Source organism: Curvibacter soli, from assembly GCF_029211125.1.
Classification (GTDB): Bacteria; Pseudomonadota; Gammaproteobacteria; order Burkholderiales; family Burkholderiaceae_C; genus Curvibacter_A; species Curvibacter_A soli.
This window is the reverse complement of the sequence record NZ_JARGEN010000017.1, coordinates 25,384-45,259: the sequence shown is the minus strand read 5'-3', so window position 1 is coordinate 45,259 and position 19,876 is coordinate 25,384. Positions and strand designations below refer to the sequence as shown.

The following is a 19,876-nucleotide window of genomic DNA, read 5'->3' as shown; positions in this document are numbered from 1 at the left end:
CGGGGCAAGCCCTCATGGGAAGGTCGGCGCGCGGTGCGATGATCGCGTCATGTCCGCGCCGCCTTCGTCTCCGCCGCCCGCCTATACCGACCTGCACGAGCCCGCGCACCTGCGCCTCAAGGCCGTGCTGCTCGCGCTGTGGGCGGCGTTCTCGTTCGGTGCGTGCTTTTTTGCGCGCGACCTGCAGTTCCTGGTAGCCGGCTGGCCCTTCCACTACTGGATGGCCGCGCAGGGCGCGGTGCTGGTGTTCATCGCCATCGTCGCGGTCTATGCCGGCGTTGCCAACCGTATGGAGCGCCGCCGCGCGGAGGCCGCCCGGAATGCCTGATGCCGGCCAGCGCGCCTACCAGCGCCGGCTGCACCGCATCGTCGCCTGCTACACCGTGGGCGTGCTGGCCTTCCTGCTCTTCATGGCGTGGGCGGAAAACCAGGGCCTGTCGCGCCAGTGGATCGGACCGATCTTCCTGTTCATGACGGTCATGGCGTATGCCGCCATCGGCATCTGGGGCCGCACCACCGACCCCGAGGAATACTACGTGGCGGGCCGGCGCATCCCCGCGCTCTACAACGGCATGGCCGCCGCCGCCGACTGGATGAGCGCCGCCTCGTTCATCAGCATGGCCGGCGCGCTGTACTTGCAGGGATTCTCGGGCGCGCCGGGGCAGCCCGGCGGGCTGGCCTACCTGCTGGGCTGGACCGGCGGCTTCTGCCTGGTGGCGCTGCTCATCGCACCGTACCTGCGGGCGATGAACCTCTACACCATCCCCGACTTCTTCCACGTGCGCTACGGCGGGCGCTGGCCGCGCGTCATCGCGGCGCTGGCGGCGGTGGGCTGCTCGTTCACCTACGTGGTGGCGCAGATCTACGGCGTGGGGCTGATCGCCTCGCGCCTCACGGGCGTGCAGTTCGAGTTGGGCATCATGCTGGGGCTGGGCGGCGTGCTGCTGTGCTCCTTCCTCGGCGGCATGCGCGCCATCACCTGGACCCAGGTGGCGCAGTACATCATGCTGCTGCTGGCCTTCCTGATCCCCGTTTCGTGGCTGGCCTACAAGCAGCTCGGCAGTCCGCTGGCGCCGCTGGTCTACGGCGCGCAGCTCGGCAAGATCGCGGCGCTGGAGCAAAAGCTCATCGACGACCCCGCCGAGCAGGCCGTGATCGCCGAATACCTGCGCCGCGCGCACATGTACGAGGAGCGTCTGCGAGACGTGGAGGGCGCGCTGGCGCGCGAGCACGCCGCCGCGCAGGACCACCTGCGCACGCTGCGCACGGGCAGCGGCGACATCGCGCAGATCGTGGCCGCCAACCGGGCGCTGGCGACCCTGCCGCGCGACGCGGCCACCGCGCGCGCGCAGTGGAGCCGCGCCATGCAGGAGAACTACGAGCGCGCCCGCCCGCTCGGCGGCCTGCCGCGGCACAGCCAGGCGTTCGTGGGCGATCCGCAGGGCACGCCCGCCGAGCAGGAGGCATTCAGCGCCTCGCGCGCCAACTTCCTCGCGCTCATGTTCTGCCTGATGGTGGGCACTGCGGGCCTGCCGCACCTGCTTACGCGCTACTACACGGCCACCAGCGTCGCGGGTGCGCGGGCCTCGGTGGCATGGTCGCTGTTCTTCATCGCGCTGCTCTACCTCAGCGCGCCGGCGCTGGCGGCGCTGGTGAAGTACGAGGTGATGCAGCACCTGGTGGGCAGCCGCTTCGATGCGCTGCCCGCCTGGATGGCGCAGTGGGCCAAGGTGGACGGCGCGCTGCTGTCGGCGGCGGACGTGAACGGCGACGGCATCCTGCAGTTCGGCGAGCTGCGGCTGGGCGCCGACCTCATCATGCTCGCCACGCCCGAGCTGGGCGGGCTGCCCTACGTGGTCTCGGGCCTGGTCGCGGCGGGCGGGCTGGCGGCGGCGCTGTCCACCGCCGACGGACTGCTGCTGACCATCAGCAACGCGCTGGTGCGCGACCTGCGCGGCACCGATGCGCACCGGGCGAACTCCGAGCAGCGCGTCATCCTGACCAAGTTCGCGCTGCTGGCCGTGGCGCTGCTGGCGGCTTTCGTCGCGGCGCTCAAGCCGTCGGAAATCCTGCCGCTGGTCACCGCCTCGTTCTCGCTCGCCGCCTCGGCCTTCGTGCCGGCGATGGTGCTGGGCATCTTCTGGCGCGGTGCCACGCGCCGGGGCGCGGTGGCCGGCATGCTGGCGGGGCTGGGGGTCACGGTGTACTACATGCTGGCCCATGTGCCTGCCGTGCGCGGCGTGCTGGGCCTGCCGGGGCCGGGCACGCTGTGGCTGGGCATACAGCCCATTTCCGCCGGCGTGTTCGGCGTTCCCGCGGGCCTGGCGGCCACGTGGCTTGCCAGTTGGTCAGACCGGCCCAGCGCCGCGGCAGCGCTGCCGCGTCCCGACGACGGCTTGTGACATGGCGCAAGGGCGGAGCATGGCGCCCCGCATGGATAACCCTGGAAACGGCAGTTGACCGCTTTCTATCCCTTGCCAGGCCGCATGAAATCGAGCGTTGACGGCTTCGATGGCGTTCGCCTCGTGGGGGTGAGAGCGCCATGCACCTGCCGTTTCCAGGATAACCCCAATTCAAAACCCCGCATGTGCATGCCAACCTTGTGGCGCACAACGGCCCAATCCATGCGGCCACGGGCGGCGAGGGCGCAATGGCATTCATCAAGACCGAGGCGGGGCAGTTGGCGTTCAAGGAGCGCCAGGGCAGCATGACGCCGCGCCAGCGCGCGGCCTTCATCCTGTTCGACGGCAAGCGCAGCCTCGACGATGTGCTGGCGGCCACGGCGGCCATGGGCATTACGCAGGCCGACGTGCAGGCCATGATCGACCAGGGTCTGCTGGCGCCGATGCAGGGCGGCGCTGCGCCTGCCGCCGCGCCGGCGCCGGGCAGCGGACGCACCCCGCAGCAGCGCTACCAGGACGCCTACCCGCTGGCCACGCAGCTCACCGCCGGCCTGGGCCTGCGCGGCTTGCGCCTGAACCTCGCGGTGGAGGCGGTGGGCAGCTATGCGGAACTGCTGGCCCTGGCGCCGAAGATTCGCGATGCGGTGGGCGCCGACAAATACACGCCGCTGGAGCGTGCGCTCAAGGACTGACGCCGATTTGCAGTCGAAGCGAGAACCGGTGGAGCAACGCAGGTATCGCTCTGATGGCAATTCGGCGGGGGCGTCCGCTTTCTGCCGGGGCCGCTTACGCGATGCCCAGCAGATCGACCTCGAACTCCAGCGTGGCGTTCGGCGGAATCACGCCGCCCGCGCCGCGCGCGCCATAGCCCAGCGCGGCGGGGATGACCAGCGTGCGCTTGCCGCCTATCTTCATGCCCTGCACGCCCTCGTCCCAGCCGCGGATGACCATGCCCGCGTCGAGCGCGAACACGAACGGGTCGTTGCGGTCGCGGCTCGAATCGAACTTCGCGCCGCGCACGCCCTCGTGGTGCAGCCAGCCGGTGTAGTGCACGCGCACGTTCTGCCCGGCCTGCGCCTGCGCGCCGCTGCCGACAACGGTGTCTTCGTACTGCAGGCCCGAGGAGGTGGTGGTGAGCGCCATGGTCGCCGTGTCCTTGTGATGCTATCGAAAAAATAGCTGCAAGCGCTTGTTTTACCTGCGCTGGCAGCCGTTTTGCTCCGCAAGAAAGCGGAGGGGTGCCCGGGGGCTACTTGTCCTTCTTGCGCGCCTGCCCGGTGGCCCACCGGGCAGCGAAAGCCTGCACGTCCGACAGGCGCTTGACCAGGTCGGCGCCCTGCTCGGTGATGCCGTAGCCTTCGCTCGCGTGGTCTACAAGGCCGGCTTCGCGGAGTTCCTTGATGCGGGTGTTCAGGGTATTGGGGGTGATGCCGCCCACGCTGTCCTGGAGCAGGCGGAAGGTCTGCGGGTGCCGGTCGCGCAGCGCCCACAGCACGCGCAGGGCGTAGCGGCTTTCCAGCAGTTCGAAGAGCTGGTTGACGGCGGCGTTTTCCTTGAAGCTCATGCGGCGGTTCTCCTCGGCACGTTGGAATATGCGCACCCGGGGCCCGTGCATTGCGGGCCGGTGGCTCAGGCGGCGGACTATAGCGCAGAAATCGAATTGCTACGAGTTTAATAGCTTCGTGCGCAGGTAGGACAGGGCCTGAGCGCCTATTGCGTCAGTAATGTGGCAGTCTTGCATCACAACTGGAACGCCACCGTGAGCAGCAGGCCCTCGGCCACGTCGCGCAGCAGGCCCGGCGGGTGGGCCTCGTAGGGCTGGCCGGCATGGGCGGCGTCTAGCGTCCAGCGGGCCAGCCACTCGATTTCGCGCGCACTGTAGAACACCACCGACGCCTCGTGGTTGATGAGCAGGCTGCGCAGGTCCAGGTTGATGGAGCCGCACAGCGCCATCTGCGCGTCCACCACCACGGCCTTGGCGTGGCACATCGTCGGCAGCAGCACGAAGCGCACGCCGTGCGCGGCCAGGTCGCGCATGGCGCGCGTGCGCACGAAGTCGGCCAGGCGGTGGTTGGAGCGCTGCGGCATGACGACGGTGATCTCCACGCCGCGCCGCGCCGCCAGCCGCAGCGCATCGCGCAGAGGATTGCTGGGGATGAAGTACGGCGTGGCCACGACGATGCGCTGCCGCGCGCGGAAGCACGCGTCGATGAGCAGCGCATGGGCCGTGTCCTCCACCTGGTCGGGCCCGCTGGGCAGCAGTTGCGCCAGCGTGTCGGGCGGCGTGCGGGGCGCGGCGGCGCTGGCAGGCACGGGCGCGGGGCATGGCGGGATGCGGCGCGTGTCGCACCAGTCCAGCTCGAACTGGTACGCCGCCGCCGTGGCCACCGGGCCGCGCAGGTCGAACGACAGGTCCAGCCATGGCGCCTGGCCTGGCTTGCCGAGGAAGTATTGCGACGCCAGGTTGCGCCCGCCGCACCAGAGCCAGACGCTGTCGGCGATGACGAACTTGCGGTGGTTGCGCAGGTTGCGCGGGCCCGTGGGCCGCAGCGTGAAAAGTGGGCGAAACACCGTCACGCTGCCGCCCGAGGCGCGCAGCGTGTCGAAATGGCCGCGCGGCACCAGCAGCGCGCCGAAGCCGTCGAGCAGCACGCGCACCTGCACGCCCGCGCGGGCGCGCTCGGCCAGCCGCTCCACCACCGCGCGGCCGAAGGCGTCACGGCCGATGATGAAGGTGCACACGTCGATGCGTTCGCGGGCGCGGGCAATCGTGTCCCACAGCGCCTGCGCCGCCTGCGCGCCGTCGGCGTGGAAGTGCATGTCGCTGCACAGTCCCGCCGGGGCCAGGCCGAAGCTCTCGATGAGCGCGCAGGCCCAGTGCCGCGCGGCAGGTGCCGGTGGCGGCGGCACAGGCCCGGCGCGGCGCGGCCGCAGCTTGCGCTGGCCGAACGCCAGGTACATCGGCAGCACGAGGTAGGGCACGAGCGCCAGGCCCATGACCCAGGCGATGGCGGTGGCGGGCGCACGCTGCTCGCGCCGCGCGCGCGTGGTCAGCACGTAGACCAGTACCGCGATGGCACTGAACAGCAGGTGCTGCGTGACGGACGGCGTCCAGGCCAGGAGGGCGTGCAGCATGGCGGCGCTACGGCAGCCGGGCGCCGCGTGGCGCAGGCGGGCGGGAAGGCTGGGGGAATATCCGCATGGCCCTCGAATGTATCGCGCTTGCCGCGCGCGGGTCGCTGCTGGTAGGCTGTGCGCAGCCGCGTTGCACGGCAAGGAGAAAACCATGAGCAGCAGGGATTTCGAGCAGATCCACAACCACTACGAACGCCTGGTGCTCGAAGAGGTGGCGCGCCGAGCGGCGCAGTACCCGCACTTCACCGATGCCCTGCTGGCCGATGTGGCCTGCATGGCGCTGAACCGCCTGCCCGCGCGCTATGTGCGGCACGACGCGGACCTGATGTTCTACCTGACTGACGAGGAGCGCCGCGACACCACCGCGGCGGTGGACGAGGCGGTGACCGCCGGCTTCGCGCAGGTGAACCAGCGCGCGCCGCGGCTGGTGCCCGTGTCATAGCATCGCGCGGCAGCTCCTTTTTTGATAGCTGCCAGCGCAGGCGGATTGGGCGCTGGCGGCCAAAAACATCCACAGCACACAAAAAGCCCGGCACACAAAAAAGCCCGGCACGCAATGTACCGGGCGCTGCGCGGCGAGCGTGCAGTTGCGCAGGTCTACAGCGAATCGATGAAGCTGCGCAGCTTGTCGCTGCGGCTCGGGTGCTTCAACTTGCGCAGCGCCTTGGCCTCGATCTGGCGGATGCGCTCGCGCGTCACGTCGAACTGCTTGCCCACTTCTTCCAGTGTGTGGTCGGTGCTCATCTCGATGCCGAAGCGCATGCGCAGCACCTTGGCCTCGCGCGGGGTCAGGCCGTCGAGGATGTCCTTGACCACGTCGCGCAGGCCGGCCTGCATGGCGGCCTCCACCGGCGCGGTGTTGGAACTGTCCTCGATGAAGTCGCCCAGGTGGCTGTCGTCGTCGTCGCCGATCGGCGTTTCCATCGAGATTGGCTCCTTGGCGATCTTCATGATCTTGCGGATCTTGTCCTCGGCAATCTCCATCTTCGCGGCCAGGATCGACGCATCGGGCTCGAAGCCGAACTCTTGCAAATGCTGGCGGCTGATGCGGTTCATCTTGTTGATGGTCTCGATCATGTGCACCGGGATGCGGATGGTGCGCGCCTGGTCGGCAATCGAGCGCGTGATGGCCTGGCGGATCCACCAGGTGGCGTAGGTCGAGAACTTGTAGCCGCGGCGGTATTCGAACTTGTCCACCGCCTTCATGAGGCCGATGTTGCCCTCTTGAATCAGGTCGAGGAACTGCAGGCCGCGGTTGGTGTATTTCTTGGCAATCGAGATCACCAGGCGCAGGTTGGCCTCGATCATCTCCTTCTTGGCGTCGCGGCTGGCGCGCTCGCCGTCGTTCATGCGCTTGTTGATTTCCTTCAGCTCGGGCAGCGGCACCACCACGCGCGACTGCAGGTCGGTCAGCCTCTGCTGCAGCTCCTGGATCGGCGGGATGTTGCGCGCGATGACGGTGCTCCAGGGCTTGCCGGCGGCGGCCTGCTTCTCGACCCACTTGAGGTTGAGCAGGTTGGGCGGGAATTCCTTGATGAAGGTTTCCTGCGGCATGCCGCACTTGTCCACGATGATGCGGCGCAGCTCGCGCTCGTTCTTGCGCACTTCGTCCACCTGCGCGCGCACCAGGTCGCACAGCTTCTCGATGGTCTTGGCCGTGAAGCGGATGGTCATCAACTGGGCCGACAGCGCGTGCTGGGCCTTCATGTAGGCCGGCGTGCCGTAGCCTTCCTTGTCGTAGACCTTGTGCACCTTCTCGAACATCTCGCGCAGCGTGTCGAAGCGCGAGAGGGCTTCCTTCTTCAGCTCCTCGAGCTTCTTGGTCAGCGCCTTGGAGCCGCCGTTGCCGTCGTCGTCGTCCGCCTCGTCGAATTCGTCGAAGTCTTCCTCGGCCACGTAGTCGTCGGCCTCGTCGGAGTTGACGAAGCCGTCCACCACGGTGGAGATGACGACCTTGCCCTCGCGGATTTCCTCGCCCATGGCCAGGATCACGGCGATGGTGGCGGGCGAGGCGCTGATGGCCTCCATCATGTCCTGCAGGCCGCCCTCGATGCGCTTGGCGATCTCGATCTCGCCCTCGCGCGTCAGCAGCTCCACCGTGCCCATCTCGCGCATGTACATGCGCACCGGGTCGGTGGTGCGGCCGAATTCGCTGTCGACGGTGGAAAGCGCGGCCTCGGCTTCTTCCTCGGCTTCTTCCACCGTGGCGGCGGTCGGCGTCACGTTGTTCTGGAACAGCGTCTCGGCGTCGGGGGTCTGCTCGTACACCGCCACGCCCATGTCGCCCAGCATGGCGACCACGACTTCCAGCGTCTCGGCATCGACCAGCTTGTCGGGCAAGTGGTCGGAGATTTCCACCTGCGTCAGGTAGCCGCGCGTCTTGCCCAGCGTGATCAGGGTTTTCAGGCGCGAGCGGCGCTTGGCCAGGTCTTCCTCGGACAGGACGGTCTCGTCGAGGCCGAATTCCTTCATCAAGGCGCGCTCCTTCGCCTTGCTGATCTTCATGCGCAGCGGCTTGGCCTTCTCGACCGCCACCGCGACTTCGGGCGCCACGGCCTCCACCTCGCCCTCCAGGTCGGATTCGATGTCGGACAGGTCGGTGTCGTCGCTGCCGGCTTCGCCGGCCTTGGGCTTGCGGTCGCGCTTGGCGCTGGCGGCTTTCTCTGCCGCAGCCCTGGACGGACGGCCGAGCTTTTTCTTCAGATCGTCTGCGGCAGCGGCGGCCTTGGCGGGCTTCTTCTTCAGTTTTTCGGAGGCGGTTTCAGTCTTGGCGGTGGACTTCGATGCGGGCACTGTAGGGGCTTTCGTTGCGGCCTTCGCTGCGGGCCTGACGGCCTTGGATGCTTTGGCGGGAGCAGCCTTCGCGGGCTTGGCGGCGGTTTTCGACACGGCTTTCGCGGCGGGTTTGACAGTGGACTTGACGGCCTTCGCGGACTTTTGAGCGGGCATGGGACAACCTCGGGACTTCAAAGACGAACACAAAGAAAAACAAGCGCCACGACCCCGGCGCGGGAGACGAAACGGCGAGGACGAGCCTTCGCCTTGGGCGAGGAGGAATCCTCGGCCCGGCAAGATGTCTGGGCGAACATTTGGTGTGCAGTCCTTGCGGTGGAGAGTGGCCCGGGTACGTCTTCGTTCCTGGCGCGCGGTGCGTGCCGCGCGCGGCCTGGCCCGGAGGTGCTGCTGTCGCTCTTGCCTGGCAAAACCCTACATTATACCGAAACGCGCGAAATCAAGATGCAAGCCGTGTGCCAGCGGCCTCTAGCGCCAGCCGGCGCTGCTGCAGCGCGCGGTAGCGCTCCAGCGCGGCGGGGTCGGTGCGGGCGGCGGCGATGGCCTCGGTTTCCTGCGCCTTGAGCTGCTCCACGAGCATGCGGTCGAGCAGGTCGCGCAGCTCGGCGCGCAGGTCGCGCAGGTCGCCCTCGGTCTGGGCGTGCGCGCCGGTCATGAGCCGCAGCGCCAGCGTTTCGCAGTCGGGCTGCTCGCGCAGGGCCTCGCGCAGCACGGCCCACGACTGCACGCCGTGTTCGTGGAACCAGCGCTCCAGCCATACGAAGAGCAGCCCGTGCGGGCCCTCCAGCGCGCAGAGCAGGGCGTGGTCTTCCTGCGACAGCTCTTCCATGAAATCCATGTGCGACAGCAGCAGCCGCGCCGCGTGGTCGGCCCGGCTCACGGGCGGGGTGCGCGCGCCGCGCCGCGCGGGCGCCGCGTAATCCGATGAAAAGTGCCCGTAGCGCTTGTCGCTGCTGCGCTGGTAGCTATTGTTTTGATAGTCCAGGCGCTTCTGCGGCGCATGTGCGGGCGCCAGGCCCCAGAGTTCGCTCAATTCATGCACGCCCAACTGGGCCTGCGCGGCGATGTCGGCCAGCAGTTGGCGCGCCAGCGCCCCTTCGGGCAGGGCGGTCCACAGCGGACGGGCGTTGCTGGCCATGTGGGCGCGGCCTTCGGCGGTGCCCAGGTCGCAATCCTCGGCGGCGGCGTCGAGCAGGAAGCGCGACAGCGGCACCGCGTCGCCCACGAAGCGCGCGAAGGACTCGGGCCCGTGGGCGCGGATGAAGCTGTCGGGGTCGTGTTCGGGCGGCAGGAACAGGAACTTCACCGACCGCGTATCGGATGCAAAGGGCAGCGCGCTGTCGAGCGCCTTGCGCGCCGCGCGCCGGCCCGCGCCGTCGCCGTCGAAGCTGAAGACTATTGCGCTGGTGAAGCGAAACAGCTTCTGCACGTGCTCGGGCGTGCAGGCGGTGCCCAGCGTGGCGACGGCGTTGGCGAAGCCGAGCTGCGCCAGCGCCACCACGTCCATGTAGCCCTCGGTGACGAGCGCGTAGCCGTGCTCGCGCAGCGCCGTGCGGGCCTCGAACAGGCCGTACAGCTCCCGGCCCTTGCTGAACACCGGGGTTTCGGGCGAGTTGAGGTACTTGGGCTTCTCGTCGCCGAACACCCGCCCGCCGAAGCCGATGCATTCGCCCTTGACGCTGCGGATCGGGAACATCACGCGGTCGCGGAAGCGGTCGTAGCGCTTGCCGTCGTCGTCGTGCACGATGACCAGGCCGCTCTCGGCCAGCAGCGGGTCGTCGTAGTCGGGGAATACGCTGGCGAGGTGGCGCCAGCCCTCGGGCGCGTAGCCCAGGCCGAAGGCGCGGGCGATCTCGCCCGTCAGGCCGCGGCCCTTGAGGTAGTCCTTGGCCTTGTCGGACAGGCGCAATTGCCTGCGGTAGGCGGCGGCGGCCTTCTCCAGCACATCGGTGAGCGTGGCCTGCTGCTGGCGCTGGCGGGCGGCGCGCTCGCGCTCCTCGGGCGGCAGGTCGTCCTCGGGCACCTGCAGGCCAGCCTGCTGGGCCAGGTCCTTCACCGCCTCGACGAAGCCCAGGCCCGCGTGCTCCATCAGAAAGCCGATGGCGTTGCCGTTGGCCCCGCAGCCGAAGCAATGGTAGAACTGCTTGGACGGACTGACCGTGAAGGACGGCGATTTCTCGCTGTGGAACGGGCACAGGCCGGAGAAATTGGCCCCGCTCTTCTTGATCTGCACGTAGCGGCCCACCACCTCCACCACGTCGGTGCGCGCGAGAAGCTCCTGGATGAAAGATTGGGGAATGGACACGCCTGCTATTGTCCGACCATGCCGGAGCGCTCTTCTATTGATAGCTGCTACCGCTTTGTTTCAGGAACTTTCAATATCAAATGTATATGAAGTGTCCGTAATACAAGCGGTGGAAGCTATGTTTTTAATAGCTTGACGCAATGCGTGGGCCGCTCAAGCGCCATCGCGCATCGGCCCGGGGAGCCCGTCTTCCACCACGAAGCGCGCCAGCGTCGAAATGCTGGCGTCGGCCCGCGCCGCGTCGTCGAGCACGCGCAGTTGGGTGCTCCAGCGCTGCGGCGCGATGTCGGCCAGCACGTAGCCGCGGTGTTCGCAGTCGGCCAGCAGCACGTGGGGATTGCGGCGCACGACAGCGTCCACCTTGGCCTGCGTGGTGCCGGAGCGCGAGGTGATGGAGGTGCCGCAGAACTCGCTGGCCAGCACGGGCGAGCCGGGCCGTTCGGGGTCCGCGTGGACCGCGCAGACATAGTTCTGGTGGATGTCCCCGCCGATCAGCACGGTGTTGCGCGGCTGGCGCTGCCGCACGCTGGCCAGCAGGCGCGCGCGGGCGGCGGGGTAGCCGTCCCAGTTGTCGGTGGCGGTGACGCCCGACGGGTAGTGGCGCGGCGAGAACAGCGTCTGCTGCGCGATCACGCTCCAGCGCGCGGCGCCCTCTTCCGCATCGCGGGCCAGGGCGCCGTCGAGCCAGCGTTCCTGCTCCAGCCCGAGCAGCGACCGCTCGGGCGCTTGCAGCTCGGCGCACCCGGCCTTCACGCTGGCCGCGCCGCTGGCGCCCGGCGGGCGGCAGGCCTGGCGCGCGCGGTATTGCCGGTCGTCGAGCAGGTGGAAGCGCGCCAGCCGGCCCCAGGCCACGCTGCGGTACAGGCGCAGGTGGTCCATGCCCGCGGCCAGCGCGGCAGCGCGCAGCGGCATGTGCTCGTAGAACGCCTGGTAGCCGGCGGCGCGCCTGGCGGCGAAGCCTTGCGCATCGCGGCCCGCGTCGTCGGCGTAGTCGTTCTCGACCTCGTGGTCGTCCCAGGTCACGATCCACGCACAGGCGCGGTGCGCGGCCTGCAGGTCGGGGTCGCTCTTGTGCAGGGCGTAGCGGTCGCGGTAGTCGTCGAGCGTGCGGGCATGGCGCAAGGCGTGGGTGCGCGCCAGGCCCGTGCTGTCTGCCGGCGTGGCGTATTCGTAGATGTAGTCGCCGAGGAAGGCGACGAGGTCCGGCGCGTCCGCCGCGAGGTGGCGCCACGCGGCGTAGTAGCCGTGCTCCCAGCGCTGGCACGAGGCGAAGGCCAGCCGCAGGCGCGCGTCCGGCGCATTCGCCGCGGGCGCGGTGCGGGTGCGGCCCGTGGCGCTCACGGCGTCACCGAGCATGAAGCGGTAGCAGTACCAGCGCCCCGACGCGAGGCCCGCCACCTCCACGTGCACGCTGTGGGCCAGCGCGGGCAGGGCGCCGGCCTGGCCCGCCTGCACGATGCGGCGGAAGGCCGGGTCGTCGGCGATCTCCCAGCGTACGGTGAGCGCGCCCGTGCCCTCGGGCACGGCCAGGCGCGTCCACAGCACCACGCCGTCGGGCGCGGGGTCGCCGCTGGCGATGCCGAGGGCGAACGGGTTTCGCGCCAGCGCGGGCGCGGCGGCCCAGGCCCAGCGCGGCAGGGTGCCCGCCGCTGCCGTCGCGGCGGCCAGCCGCAGCAGCGCGCGGCGGCTGGCGGGTGGTGCGGCACGTGACACGGTCAGGCCGCCATGACCCGGTTCTTGCCGGCGCGCTTGGCCAGGTACATGGCCTGGTCGGCGCGCTTGATGGCGTCGGTCGTGGTTTCGTCGGGCAGCAGTTCGGCCACGCCGGCGCTGAAGGTGATGAGCACCTGGTTGTCGTCGCGCAGGAAGATGTGCCGGGTCAGCTCGCGCTGCAGGCGCTGCATGGCTTCCACGCCTTGGGCGAGCGCGGTGTCGGGCAGCACGAGCACGAATTCCTCGCCGCCGTAGCGCGCCAGCATGTCCTGGGGGCGCATGGAGCCCTTCGCGACCTGCGCCAGGTGCACCAGGGCCGCGTCGCCGGTCTCGTGGCCGAGGTCGTCGTTGATATTCTTGAAGTTGTCCAGGTCCAGCAGTGCCAGGCACAGCGACGAGCCCAGGCGGCGCGAACGGCCGATCTCGCGCTCCATCACTTCGTCGAGCCCCTTGCGATTGAGGCTGCCGGTCAGTGGGTCGTGCCGGGCCTGGGCGCTGGCGCGGTCGAGTTCGTCCTGCAACCGGTCGATCTCGGCGCGCGTGGCTTCCACGCGCTCGCGCATGGCCTGCAGTTCTTCGCGCGAGACGCGCGTGTCCAGCGCCATGGCGCGCGTGGCGGACATGATTTCTTCCAGCACGGGCGCGATCGCGGCCATGGAGGATGCGCTGCTCAACTGCACCGCGCAGCGCTCGATGGTGCTGCCGTACATGCCGCTCGACTCGGTGATGCGCGCCAGCCGCTCGATGAAGGCGGCGAGCATTTCCTTCATCTGCTCCTGTGCCTGCACCTCGCGCGCCTTGGCCTCGGACTGCTTGAAGATCACGTCCTTCAGGCGCAGCGCCACGTCGTCGAGGCGGCGCAGCGTGAGCGGCGGCGCGGCGGCGCTGACCAGCGCCTCGGCCTGGCCCTGCAGCCAACGGTCGTCGATGCTCAGGTGCTCGATGTTCTGGAACACCAGGTGCAGCAGCGACAGCAGCGTGGCACGGATGGCGGTCTGCTCCTCCGCCGCGAACGAGAGGCGAAAGCCGAAGTTCGACAGCATGATCTTGAGCGCGGGCGCGCTGGGCGCAGCGCTGCGCAGGTAGTCCAGCAGTTCCTCGCCCAGCTTGTGCAGGCGCTCGTCGTCGGCGGCAAGGGATGGCAGCACGTATTCGACGAGCCGGGCGATCTGCTCGGCCAGGTCGCCCGGCACGGCGCAGAGGGATATGTCCTGCAGCACCTCCAGCCCCGGCGCGGGCGGCGCGGTGAGGCCCAGGTTTGCATAGCCCGCGATGGCGCTCTGCAGGCCCGTCCAGCTGTGTTCGCCGACGGCTTTCTGGAACTGGCTGAGCAGCCGCTTCTGCGCTGCCGTCTGGCCCGGCAGCACGCGGGCGATCTGCCACAGCGGCCCTTCGGGGAACGGGCCGGCGCTGCGGGTACCCGCGATCTCGTCGTAGAGCTGCTGGTAGTTGTCAGGAGTGGGGGAGAGCTTGCGCACGGCCAGTTGCTTGAGCGTCTCGCGTGCGATTTCGGCAGGGGTGCGGTCGGCCATGAACGGGGGCGGCAAAGCGTCGGGGCGTCGGGGCCATGAGTGTGACAGGTCTTGCCGCGCCCGGCCTGACTGACTGACTGACTGACTACTGCGGCGCGCGGGCCGCGCAGTGTTGTTTCGCGGTTTTCAGGCGGCTTTCTTGACGAGGGACTTGAGCGTCTTCACCGACTTGAGCACCTCGTCCACATGGCCCGGCACCTTGAGGCCGCGCCACTCCTGCTGCAGGATGCCGTCGGGGCCGATCAGGAAGGTACTGCGCTCGATGCCCTTGACCTTCTTGCCGTACATGATCTTGTTCTTGACCACGCCGAACATGTGGCACATCTTTTCTTCGGTGTCGGCGATGAGTTCGAACGGCAGTTCGAGCTTGGCCTTGAAGTCGTCGTGCGACTTCATGTTGTCGCGCGATACGCCGAACACCACGGCGCCGGCTTTCACGAAGTCCTTGTACTTGTCGCGGAACTGCATCGCTTCGGTGGTGCAGCCCGGCGTGTTGTCCTTGGGGTAGAAATAGAGAACCAGAACCTGACCCAGGTGGGACGTGTTGGATACTTTGATCCCATTCGTGGCGTTGGCTTCGAATTCTGGAATGGGCTTGTTGACAACGATCGCCATAAGACTCAATCTCGTGTGACAGGATGTGGCCGTTGGAAGAAAGCCGAGGGCATAAACGTTGCAGGAAATCCCTCGACCGCAACGCCTGATTTTACCCCGAAACGCCCCGCTCGCAGCCCGCGCCGTTCCCCGGGCTTTCCAGCAGCAGCGCGGCGACCACGCTGCGGCCCTCGCCGGCCAGGATGTTGTAGGTGCGGCAGGCGGCATGGGTGTCCATGGTTTCCAGGCCGATGCGCCGCGCCATCAGCGCCTGCAGCCAGGCCGGCGGGGGGAAACGGTTGCGCAGTCCGCTGCCGAAGAGCACCAGCTCGCATTCCAGCTCAGCCAACTGCGCGAAGTGCGCGGGCGTCAGGTCGGCGAAGCGCTCGCAGTGCCAGGCCAGCCGCTGGCCGCGCGAGCCGAGCACCACGCTGGCGGTGATCTTCTCGCCGTCCACGCCGACCCAGCCCGGGCCGTAGGCGGTGATCGACTGCATGTCGAAGCGGTCGGGCTGCAGCTTCATGGGAAATGAGGGGGGGCAAAGAGGGAGGGCGCGGGTGCGAACTGTGGTCAAATTGTAGGCTTTTCCCATTGAGAACACGCCCCGCCAGGGTATGGCGACAAGGGGCGCGCAGGCACCGATGAAGACCATCCACAAGTCCGCCAAGCTCGCCAACGTCTGCTACGACATCCGCGGCCCCATCATGGACGCTGCGCGGCAGATGGAGGAAGAGGGCCAGAAGATCATCAAGCTCAACATCGGCAACCTCGCCGTGTTCGGCTTCGACGCGCCAGAGGAGGTGCAGCAGGACATGATCCGCCACCTGCCCTCTTCGGCCGGATATTCCGACAGCAAGGGCATCTTCGCGGCGCGCAAGGCCGTCATGCACTACACCCAGCAGCAGGGCGTGAAGGGCGTGACGCTAGACGACATCTACCTCGGCAACGGTGCCTCCGAGCTCATCGTGATGGCCACCAACGCGCTGCTCGACGACGGCGACGAGATGCTGCTGCCCGCGCCCGACTACCCGCTGTGGACCGCCGCCGTCAGCCTGTCGGGCGGCACCCCGGTGCATTACCTGTGCGACGAGGACAACGGCTGGATGCCCAGCCTAGACGACATCCGCGCCAAGATCACGCCGCGCACCAAGGGCATCGTGGTCATCAACCCCAACAACCCCACGGGCGCGCTGTACTCGGACGATTTGCTCAAGGGCATCGTGGCGCTGGCACGCGAGCACGGCCTGGTGGTCTTCGCCGACGAGGTGTACGACAAGGTGCTGTACGACGGCGTGCGCCACACGGCGCTGGCCAGCCTGTCGACCGACGTGCTCACGCTGACCTTCAATTCGCTCTCCAAGAGCTACCGCTCGTGCGGCTACCGCGCAGGCTGGATGGTGGTCTCGGGCGACAAGAGGCCCGCCCGGGACTACATCGAGGGCCTGAACATGCTCTCCAACATGCGCCTGTGCGCCAACGTGCCGGGCCAGTGGGCGATCCAGACCGCGCTGGGCGGCCACCAGAGCATCAACGAACTGGTGGGCGAGGGCGGGCGCCTGCGCCGCCAGCGCGACCTCGCCTATGAGCTCATCACGGCCATCCCCGGCGTCACCTGCGTCAAGCCCAGCGCGGCTCTCTACATGTTCCCGCGCCTGGATCCCAAGGTCTACCCGATCGAGGACGACCAGCAGTTCTTCCTGGAACTGCTGGAGCAGACCAAGGTGATGCTGGTGCAGGGCACGGGTTTCAACTGGCCCCGGCCCGACCACTTCCGCATCGTCTTCCTGCCGCACGAGGAGGACCTGCGCTTGGCCGTCGGGCGCATCGCCAAGTTCCTCGAAAGCTATCGAAAAGATAGCGATCTGCGCAGGTAAATGAAGCGCTGCGGCCCTTTTCGACTCATAGAAAATCCATGAAACCGATCCAAGTAGGCCTGCTGGGCATAGGCACCGTGGGCAGCGGCGTGTTCGAGGTGCTGCGCCGCAACCAGGAAGAAATCACGCGCCGCGCGGGCCGCGGCATCGAGATCGCCGCCGTGTCGCGGCGCGACACCGCCAAGGCCCGCGCCATCGTCGGCGATGCCGCCGAGGTGGTGGCCGACGCGCGCCAGATCATCGCCAACCCCGACATCGACATCGTGGTGGAGCTGATCGGCGGCTACGGGCTGGCGCGCGAACTCGTGCTGGAGGCCATCGCGGCGGGCAAGCACGTAGTGACCGCCAACAAGGCGCTGCTGGCCGTGCATGGCACAGAGATCTTCGCCGCCGCGCACGCCAGGGGTGTGATGGTGGCGTTCGAGGCCGCCGTGGCCGGCGGCATCCCCATCATCAAGGCGCTGCGCGAAGGCCTCACGGCCAACCGCATCCAGTGGATTGCCGGCATCATCAACGGCACCACCAATTTCATTCTGAGTGAAATGCGCGACAAGGGCCTGGACTTTGCCGTGGCGCTGGGGGAGGCGCAGCGCCTGGGCTACGCCGAGGCCGACCCGACCTTCGACATCGAAGGCGTGGACGCCGCGCACAAGGTCACGCTGATGAGCGCCATTGCCTTCGGCATCCCGGTGCAGTTCGACAAGGCCTATGTCGAGGGCATCACCAAGCTGTCGGCCGCTGACATCAAATATGCCGAACAGCTCGGCTACCGCATCAAGCTGCTGGGCATCACCAAGCGTGCCGAGAAGGGGATTGAATTGCGCGTGCACCCCGCGCTGGTGCCGTCCAAGCGGCTGCTCGCCAACGTGGAAGGCGCCATGAACGCCGTGCTGGTGCAGGCCGACGCCGTCGGCACCACGCTCTACTACGGCAAGGGCGCGGGCAGCGAGCCCACCGCCAGTGCCGTGATCGCCGACCTGGTGGACATCACCCGCCTGCACACGGCCAACGCGGCGCAGCGCGTGCCCTCGCTGGCCTTCCAGCCCGATGCGCTCAGCGACCTGCCCGTGCTGCCCATGGCCGAGGTGGTCACCAGCTACTACCTGCGCCTGCGCGTGGCCGACCAGGCCGGCGTGCTGGCCACCGTGACCGGCCTGCTGGCCGGGGCCGGCATCAGCATCGACGCCGTGCTGCAGCGCGAGGCCGACGAGGTGGGCGGCGAAGGCACAGGACCGGACGGGACACGTGGCGTCCCGCAGACCGACCTCATCATCCTCACGCACGACACGCGCGAAGGCACCATGAACGACGCCATCGCCCAGATGCAGGCCCTGCCCACGGTGCTGGAGCCCATCACGCGCATTCGCAAGGAAGAACTCGCCTGAGTGGCGGCCGAGGCGCGGTATTACAATTTTGTAATACTTCGTCCGGAAGGCATTACCATGAGCTACGCCCTGACCGTCAAGAGCCAAGTCACCGTCCCCAAGGCCATCCGCCAGCACCTGCGGGTGGAACCAGGGCAGGCCATCGACTACGAGCCGCTGCCCGACGGCAGCGTGCGCATGTTCGCCGTGCGGGCCGCCGTGCCGGGCGCCGAGGACTATCGCGCGGCGCTGCGCAAGTGGCGCGGCAAGGGGATCCTCAAGCAATCCACCGAGGAGATCATGCGTTTCACGCGCGGCGAGGACGCGATGCGATGACCCTGGTGGATGCCAGTGTGCTGCTCGACGTGATCGAGGGCGAACCCGGCTGGTACGACTGGAGCGAGCAGCAACTGGTGGATGCGCGCGACCGGGGCCCGCTATTCATCAATGCGGTGGTTTACGCGGAGATCGCGCGCGACTTCACCAGCCAGCGCGAAGTGCGGGATTTTCTGGCGGACCTGGTCATCGAACTCGATGCCATTGACGAGAACATGGCGTTCCTGGCGGCCCGCGCGCATGCGCAGTACCGCCAAGCTGGCGGGCAGCGCACCGCCACGCTGCCGGACTTCTTCATCGGTGCGCATGCCAGCGTCCGCCGCCTGCCGCTGCTGACGCGCGACAGCCGCCGTCTGCGAACCTATTTCCCCGATGTGACCATCCTCTGTCCCGAAGCATGAAATACCTTTCCACCCGCGGCGACCCGCAGCGCCGCTCCTTCTGCGAAATCCTGCTCGAAGGGCTGGCGCCCGACGGCGGGCTGTACCTGCCCGAGCGCTACCCCCAGGTCGATGCGGCCATGCTCGCCGAATGGCGCGGCCTGCCGTATGCCGAGCTGGCGTGGCGCATCCTCTCGCTCTACATCGACGACATTCCCGCCGCCGACCTGCGCGCCATCTGCGCGCGCACCTACACCGCCGAGGTGTTCGGCACGCCCGAGATCGTGCCCCTGAAGCCCCTGGAGCCGGGCCTGTACCTGGAGTCTCTCAGCAACGGTCCCACGCTCGCCTTCAAGGACATGGCGATGCAGTTGCTGGGCAACCTGTTCGAATACGAACTGGCCCGCCGCGGCGAGCAGCTCAACGTCCTCGGCGCCACCAGCGGCGACACCGGCAGCGCCGCCGAATACGCTATGCGCGGCAAGCAGGGCGTGCGCGTCTTCATGACCAGCCCGCACGGGCGCATGAGCCCATTCCAGCAGGCGCAGATGTTCAGCCTGCAAGATGAAAACATCCACAACATCGCCATCGAGGGCGTGTTCGACGACTGCCAGGATATCGTCAAGGCCGTCAGCGGCGACCTCGATTTCAAGCGCAAGTACCGCATCGGCACCGTCAACAGCATCAACTGGGCGCGGCTGCTGGCGCAGGTGGTCTACTACTTCGCGGGCTACTTCGAGGCGACGCGCTCCAACGGCGAGCGCGTGAGCTTCACCGTCCCCAGCGGCAACTTCGGCAACATCTGCGCCGGCCACGTCGCGCGGCAGATGGGCCTGCCCATCCACCGGCTGGTGGTGGCCACCAACGAGAACGACGTGCTCGACGAGTTCTTCCGCACCGGCACCTACCGCGTGCGCGCCGCCAGGGACACGGTCGAGACCTCCAGCCCGTCGATGGACATCAGCAAGGCCAGCAATTTCGAGCGCTTCGTGTTCGATCTGCTGGGCCGCGACGGCGAGCGCACCCGCGCGCTGTTCGGCACCGGCCTGGTCGCCAGCGGCCGTTTCGACCTGGGCGCCGACCCGGCCTTCCGCGACTGCGCGCGCCACTACGGCTTCGCCAGCGGCCGCAGCACCCATGCCGACCGCCTGGCCGTCATCCGCGACACCTGGCAGCGCTTCGGCGTGGTGGTGGACCCGCATACCGCCGACGGCCTGAAGGTCGCCCGCGAGCACTGGCAGCCCGGCGGCGCGCCCATGGTCGTGCTCGAAACGGCGCTGCCGATCAAGTTCGCCGCCACCATCGTCGAAGCCCTGGGCCGCGAGCCAGAGCGCCCGGCCCGGTTCGCGGGCATCGAATCGCGTCCCAAGCGCGTGGACGTGCTGCCGGCAGACGCCGCGCTGGTCAAGGACTACATCGCCCGCCACTGCGGCGCGGCGTAGCCGTTG

18 protein-coding genes are annotated in these 19,876 nt (G+C 68.4%); 9 read left to right on the top strand and 9 right to left on the bottom strand.

Annotated features, from left to right (window positions below; genetic code table 11):
• The first annotated feature begins 49 nt into the window (after positions 1-49).
• The 3 genes from PY257_RS03760 to PY257_RS03750 all read left to right on the top strand — a co-directional run bounded on the left by PY257_RS03760 (position 50) and on the right by PY257_RS03750 (position 3,094).
• Complete coding sequence (locus tag PY257_RS03760; protein WP_275738886.1) at positions 50-328, top strand: DUF4212 domain-containing protein; 279 nt, start codon at positions 50-52, stop codon at positions 326-328.
• The gene (locus tag PY257_RS03755) at positions 321-2,402 is read left to right on the top strand and encodes a VC_2705 family sodium/solute symporter (protein WP_275738884.1); all 2,082 of its coding nucleotides are present in this window, start codon (positions 321-323) and stop codon (positions 2,400-2,402) included. Before PY257_RS03760 ends, PY257_RS03755 begins: the two co-directional genes overlap by 8 nt.
• 248 nt (positions 2,403-2,650) lie before the next feature.
• Positions 2,651-3,094 (top strand): hypothetical protein, encoded by a 444-nt coding sequence (locus PY257_RS03750; protein ID WP_275739139.1) that lies wholly within the window; start codon positions 2,651-2,653, stop codon positions 3,092-3,094.
• Between the two features lie 94 nt (positions 3,095-3,188).
• Here the strand turns inward: PY257_RS03750 and PY257_RS03745 are convergent, their stop codons facing one another.
• The 3 genes from PY257_RS03745 to PY257_RS03735 all read right to left on the bottom strand — a co-directional run bounded on the left by PY257_RS03745 (position 3,189) and on the right by PY257_RS03735 (position 5,537).
• Entirely contained in the window at positions 3,189-3,545 is a 357-nt protein-coding gene (locus PY257_RS03745) for an FKBP-type peptidyl-prolyl cis-trans isomerase (RefSeq protein WP_275738882.1), read from the bottom strand.
• A gap of 106 nt (positions 3,546-3,651) precedes the next feature.
• Complete coding sequence (locus PY257_RS03740; RefSeq protein WP_275738881.1) at positions 3,652-3,966, bottom strand: winged helix-turn-helix transcriptional regulator; 315 nt, start codon at positions 3,964-3,966, stop codon at positions 3,652-3,654.
• A 176-nt stretch (positions 3,967-4,142) separates the two neighbouring features.
• The gene (locus PY257_RS03735) at positions 4,143-5,537 is read right to left on the bottom strand and encodes a phospholipase D-like domain-containing protein (protein WP_275738879.1); all 1,395 of its coding nucleotides are present in this window, start codon (positions 5,535-5,537) and stop codon (positions 4,143-4,145) included.
• A gap of 151 nt (positions 5,538-5,688) precedes the next feature.
• Between PY257_RS03735 and PY257_RS03730 the strand changes: the two genes are divergently transcribed.
• Positions 5,689-5,979: a late competence development ComFB family protein gene (locus PY257_RS03730; protein ID WP_275738877.1), complete on the top strand. Its 291-nt coding sequence runs from the start codon at positions 5,689-5,691 to the stop codon at positions 5,977-5,979.
• A gap of 155 nt (positions 5,980-6,134) precedes the next feature.
• Here PY257_RS03730 and rpoD read toward each other — a convergent pair whose 3' ends face one another.
• The 6 genes from rpoD to PY257_RS03700 form a co-directional block, all read right to left on the bottom strand.
• On the bottom strand, positions 6,135-8,486 hold the full coding sequence (gene rpoD / locus PY257_RS03725) for an RNA polymerase sigma factor RpoD (RefSeq protein ID WP_275738875.1): 2,352 nt from the start codon (positions 8,484-8,486) through the stop codon (positions 6,135-6,137).
• 283 nt (positions 8,487-8,769) lie between these two features.
• Complete coding sequence (dnaG, locus tag PY257_RS03720) at positions 8,770-10,635, bottom strand: DNA primase (RefSeq protein ID WP_275738873.1); 1,866 nt, start codon at positions 10,633-10,635, stop codon at positions 8,770-8,772.
• Between the two features lie 153 nt (positions 10,636-10,788).
• Positions 10,789-12,348, bottom strand: a complete 1,560-nt coding sequence (locus PY257_RS03715; protein ID WP_419095649.1) for an alkaline phosphatase D family protein — start codon at positions 12,346-12,348, stop codon at positions 10,789-10,791.
• A gap of 2 nt (positions 12,349-12,350) precedes the next feature.
• Entirely contained in the window at positions 12,351-13,880 is a 1,530-nt protein-coding gene (locus PY257_RS03710; RefSeq protein ID WP_275738871.1) for a GGDEF domain-containing protein, read from the bottom strand.
• Between the two features lie 126 nt (positions 13,881-14,006).
• On the bottom strand, positions 14,007-14,495 hold the full coding sequence (locus PY257_RS03705; RefSeq protein WP_275738869.1) for a peroxiredoxin: 489 nt from the start codon (positions 14,493-14,495) through the stop codon (positions 14,007-14,009).
• Positions 14,496-14,586: 91 nt separating this feature from the next.
• Complete coding sequence (locus tag PY257_RS03700; protein ID WP_275738867.1) at positions 14,587-14,997, bottom strand: Mth938-like domain-containing protein; 411 nt, start codon at positions 14,995-14,997, stop codon at positions 14,587-14,589.
• 118 nt (positions 14,998-15,115) lie between these two features.
• Between PY257_RS03700 and PY257_RS03695 the strand changes: the two genes are divergently transcribed.
• Genes PY257_RS03695 through thrC form a run of 5 tightly spaced genes read left to right on the top strand, consistent with a single transcriptional unit; the run spans position 15,116 to position 19,870 of the window.
• The gene (locus tag PY257_RS03695; protein WP_275739135.1) at positions 15,116-16,348 is read left to right on the top strand and encodes a pyridoxal phosphate-dependent aminotransferase; all 1,233 of its coding nucleotides are present in this window, start codon (positions 15,116-15,118) and stop codon (positions 16,346-16,348) included.
• A 38-nt stretch (positions 16,349-16,386) separates the two neighbouring features.
• A complete protein-coding gene (locus PY257_RS03690; RefSeq protein WP_275738865.1) occupies positions 16,387-17,733 on the top strand; it encodes a homoserine dehydrogenase in 1,347 nt (448 codons plus the stop codon).
• Between the two features lie 57 nt (positions 17,734-17,790).
• Positions 17,791-18,048, top strand: coding sequence for an AbrB/MazE/SpoVT family DNA-binding domain-containing protein (locus PY257_RS03685; protein ID WP_275738863.1), 258 nt, complete (start codon positions 17,791-17,793; stop codon positions 18,046-18,048).
• The gene (locus PY257_RS03680; RefSeq protein WP_275738861.1) at positions 18,045-18,449 is read left to right on the top strand and encodes a type II toxin-antitoxin system VapC family toxin; all 405 of its coding nucleotides are present in this window, start codon (positions 18,045-18,047) and stop codon (positions 18,447-18,449) included. Before PY257_RS03685 ends, PY257_RS03680 begins: the two co-directional genes overlap by 4 nt.
• Positions 18,446-19,870 carry a threonine synthase gene (thrC, locus tag PY257_RS03675; protein WP_275738859.1) on the top strand — a complete coding sequence of 475 codons (1,425 nt, stop codon included), beginning with the start codon at positions 18,446-18,448 and terminating at the stop codon, positions 19,868-19,870. The genes PY257_RS03680 and thrC overlap by 4 nt, the downstream gene beginning before the upstream one ends.
• The last annotated feature ends 6 nt before the right edge of the window (positions 19,871-19,876 follow it).

Bases quoted from the DNA above. Each gene is read 5' to 3' on its own strand.
- PY257_RS03690 (WP_275738865.1), top strand. From the start codon at position 16,387: ATGAAACCGATCCAAGTAGGCCTGCTGGGCATAGGCACCGTGGGCAGC.
- rpoD (WP_275738875.1), bottom strand. From the start codon at position 8,486: ATGCCCGCTCAAAAGTCCGCGAAGGCCGTCAAGTCCACTGTCAAACCC.
- PY257_RS03705 (WP_275738869.1), bottom strand. From the start codon at position 14,495: ATGGCGATCGTTGTCAACAAGCCCATTCCAGAATTCGAAGCCAACGCC.
- thrC (WP_275738859.1), top strand. From the start codon at position 18,446: ATGAAATACCTTTCCACCCGCGGCGACCCGCAGCGCCGCTCCTTCTGC.
- PY257_RS03685 (WP_275738863.1), top strand. From the start codon at position 17,791: ATGAGCTACGCCCTGACCGTCAAGAGCCAAGTCACCGTCCCCAAGGCC.
- PY257_RS03755 (WP_275738884.1), top strand. From the start codon at position 321: ATGCCTGATGCCGGCCAGCGCGCCTACCAGCGCCGGCTGCACCGCATC.
- PY257_RS03735 (WP_275738879.1), bottom strand. From the start codon at position 5,537: ATGCTGCACGCCCTCCTGGCCTGGACGCCGTCCGTCACGCAGCACCTG.
- PY257_RS03700 (WP_275738867.1), bottom strand. From the start codon at position 14,997: ATGAAGCTGCAGCCCGACCGCTTCGACATGCAGTCGATCACCGCCTAC.
- PY257_RS03760 (WP_275738886.1), top strand. From the start codon at position 50: ATGTCCGCGCCGCCTTCGTCTCCGCCGCCCGCCTATACCGACCTGCAC.
- PY257_RS03710 (WP_275738871.1), bottom strand. From the start codon at position 13,880: ATGGCCGACCGCACCCCTGCCGAAATCGCACGCGAGACGCTCAAGCAA.
- PY257_RS03750 (WP_275739139.1), top strand. From the start codon at position 2,651: ATGGCATTCATCAAGACCGAGGCGGGGCAGTTGGCGTTCAAGGAGCGC.
- PY257_RS03740 (WP_275738881.1), bottom strand. From the start codon at position 3,966: ATGAGCTTCAAGGAAAACGCCGCCGTCAACCAGCTCTTCGAACTGCTG.
- PY257_RS03745 (WP_275738882.1), bottom strand. From the start codon at position 3,545: ATGGCGCTCACCACCACCTCCTCGGGCCTGCAGTACGAAGACACCGTT.
- PY257_RS03730 (WP_275738877.1), top strand. From the start codon at position 5,689: ATGAGCAGCAGGGATTTCGAGCAGATCCACAACCACTACGAACGCCTG.
- PY257_RS03695 (WP_275739135.1), top strand. From the start codon at position 15,116: ATGAAGACCATCCACAAGTCCGCCAAGCTCGCCAACGTCTGCTACGAC.
- PY257_RS03680 (WP_275738861.1), top strand. From the start codon at position 18,045: ATGACCCTGGTGGATGCCAGTGTGCTGCTCGACGTGATCGAGGGCGAA.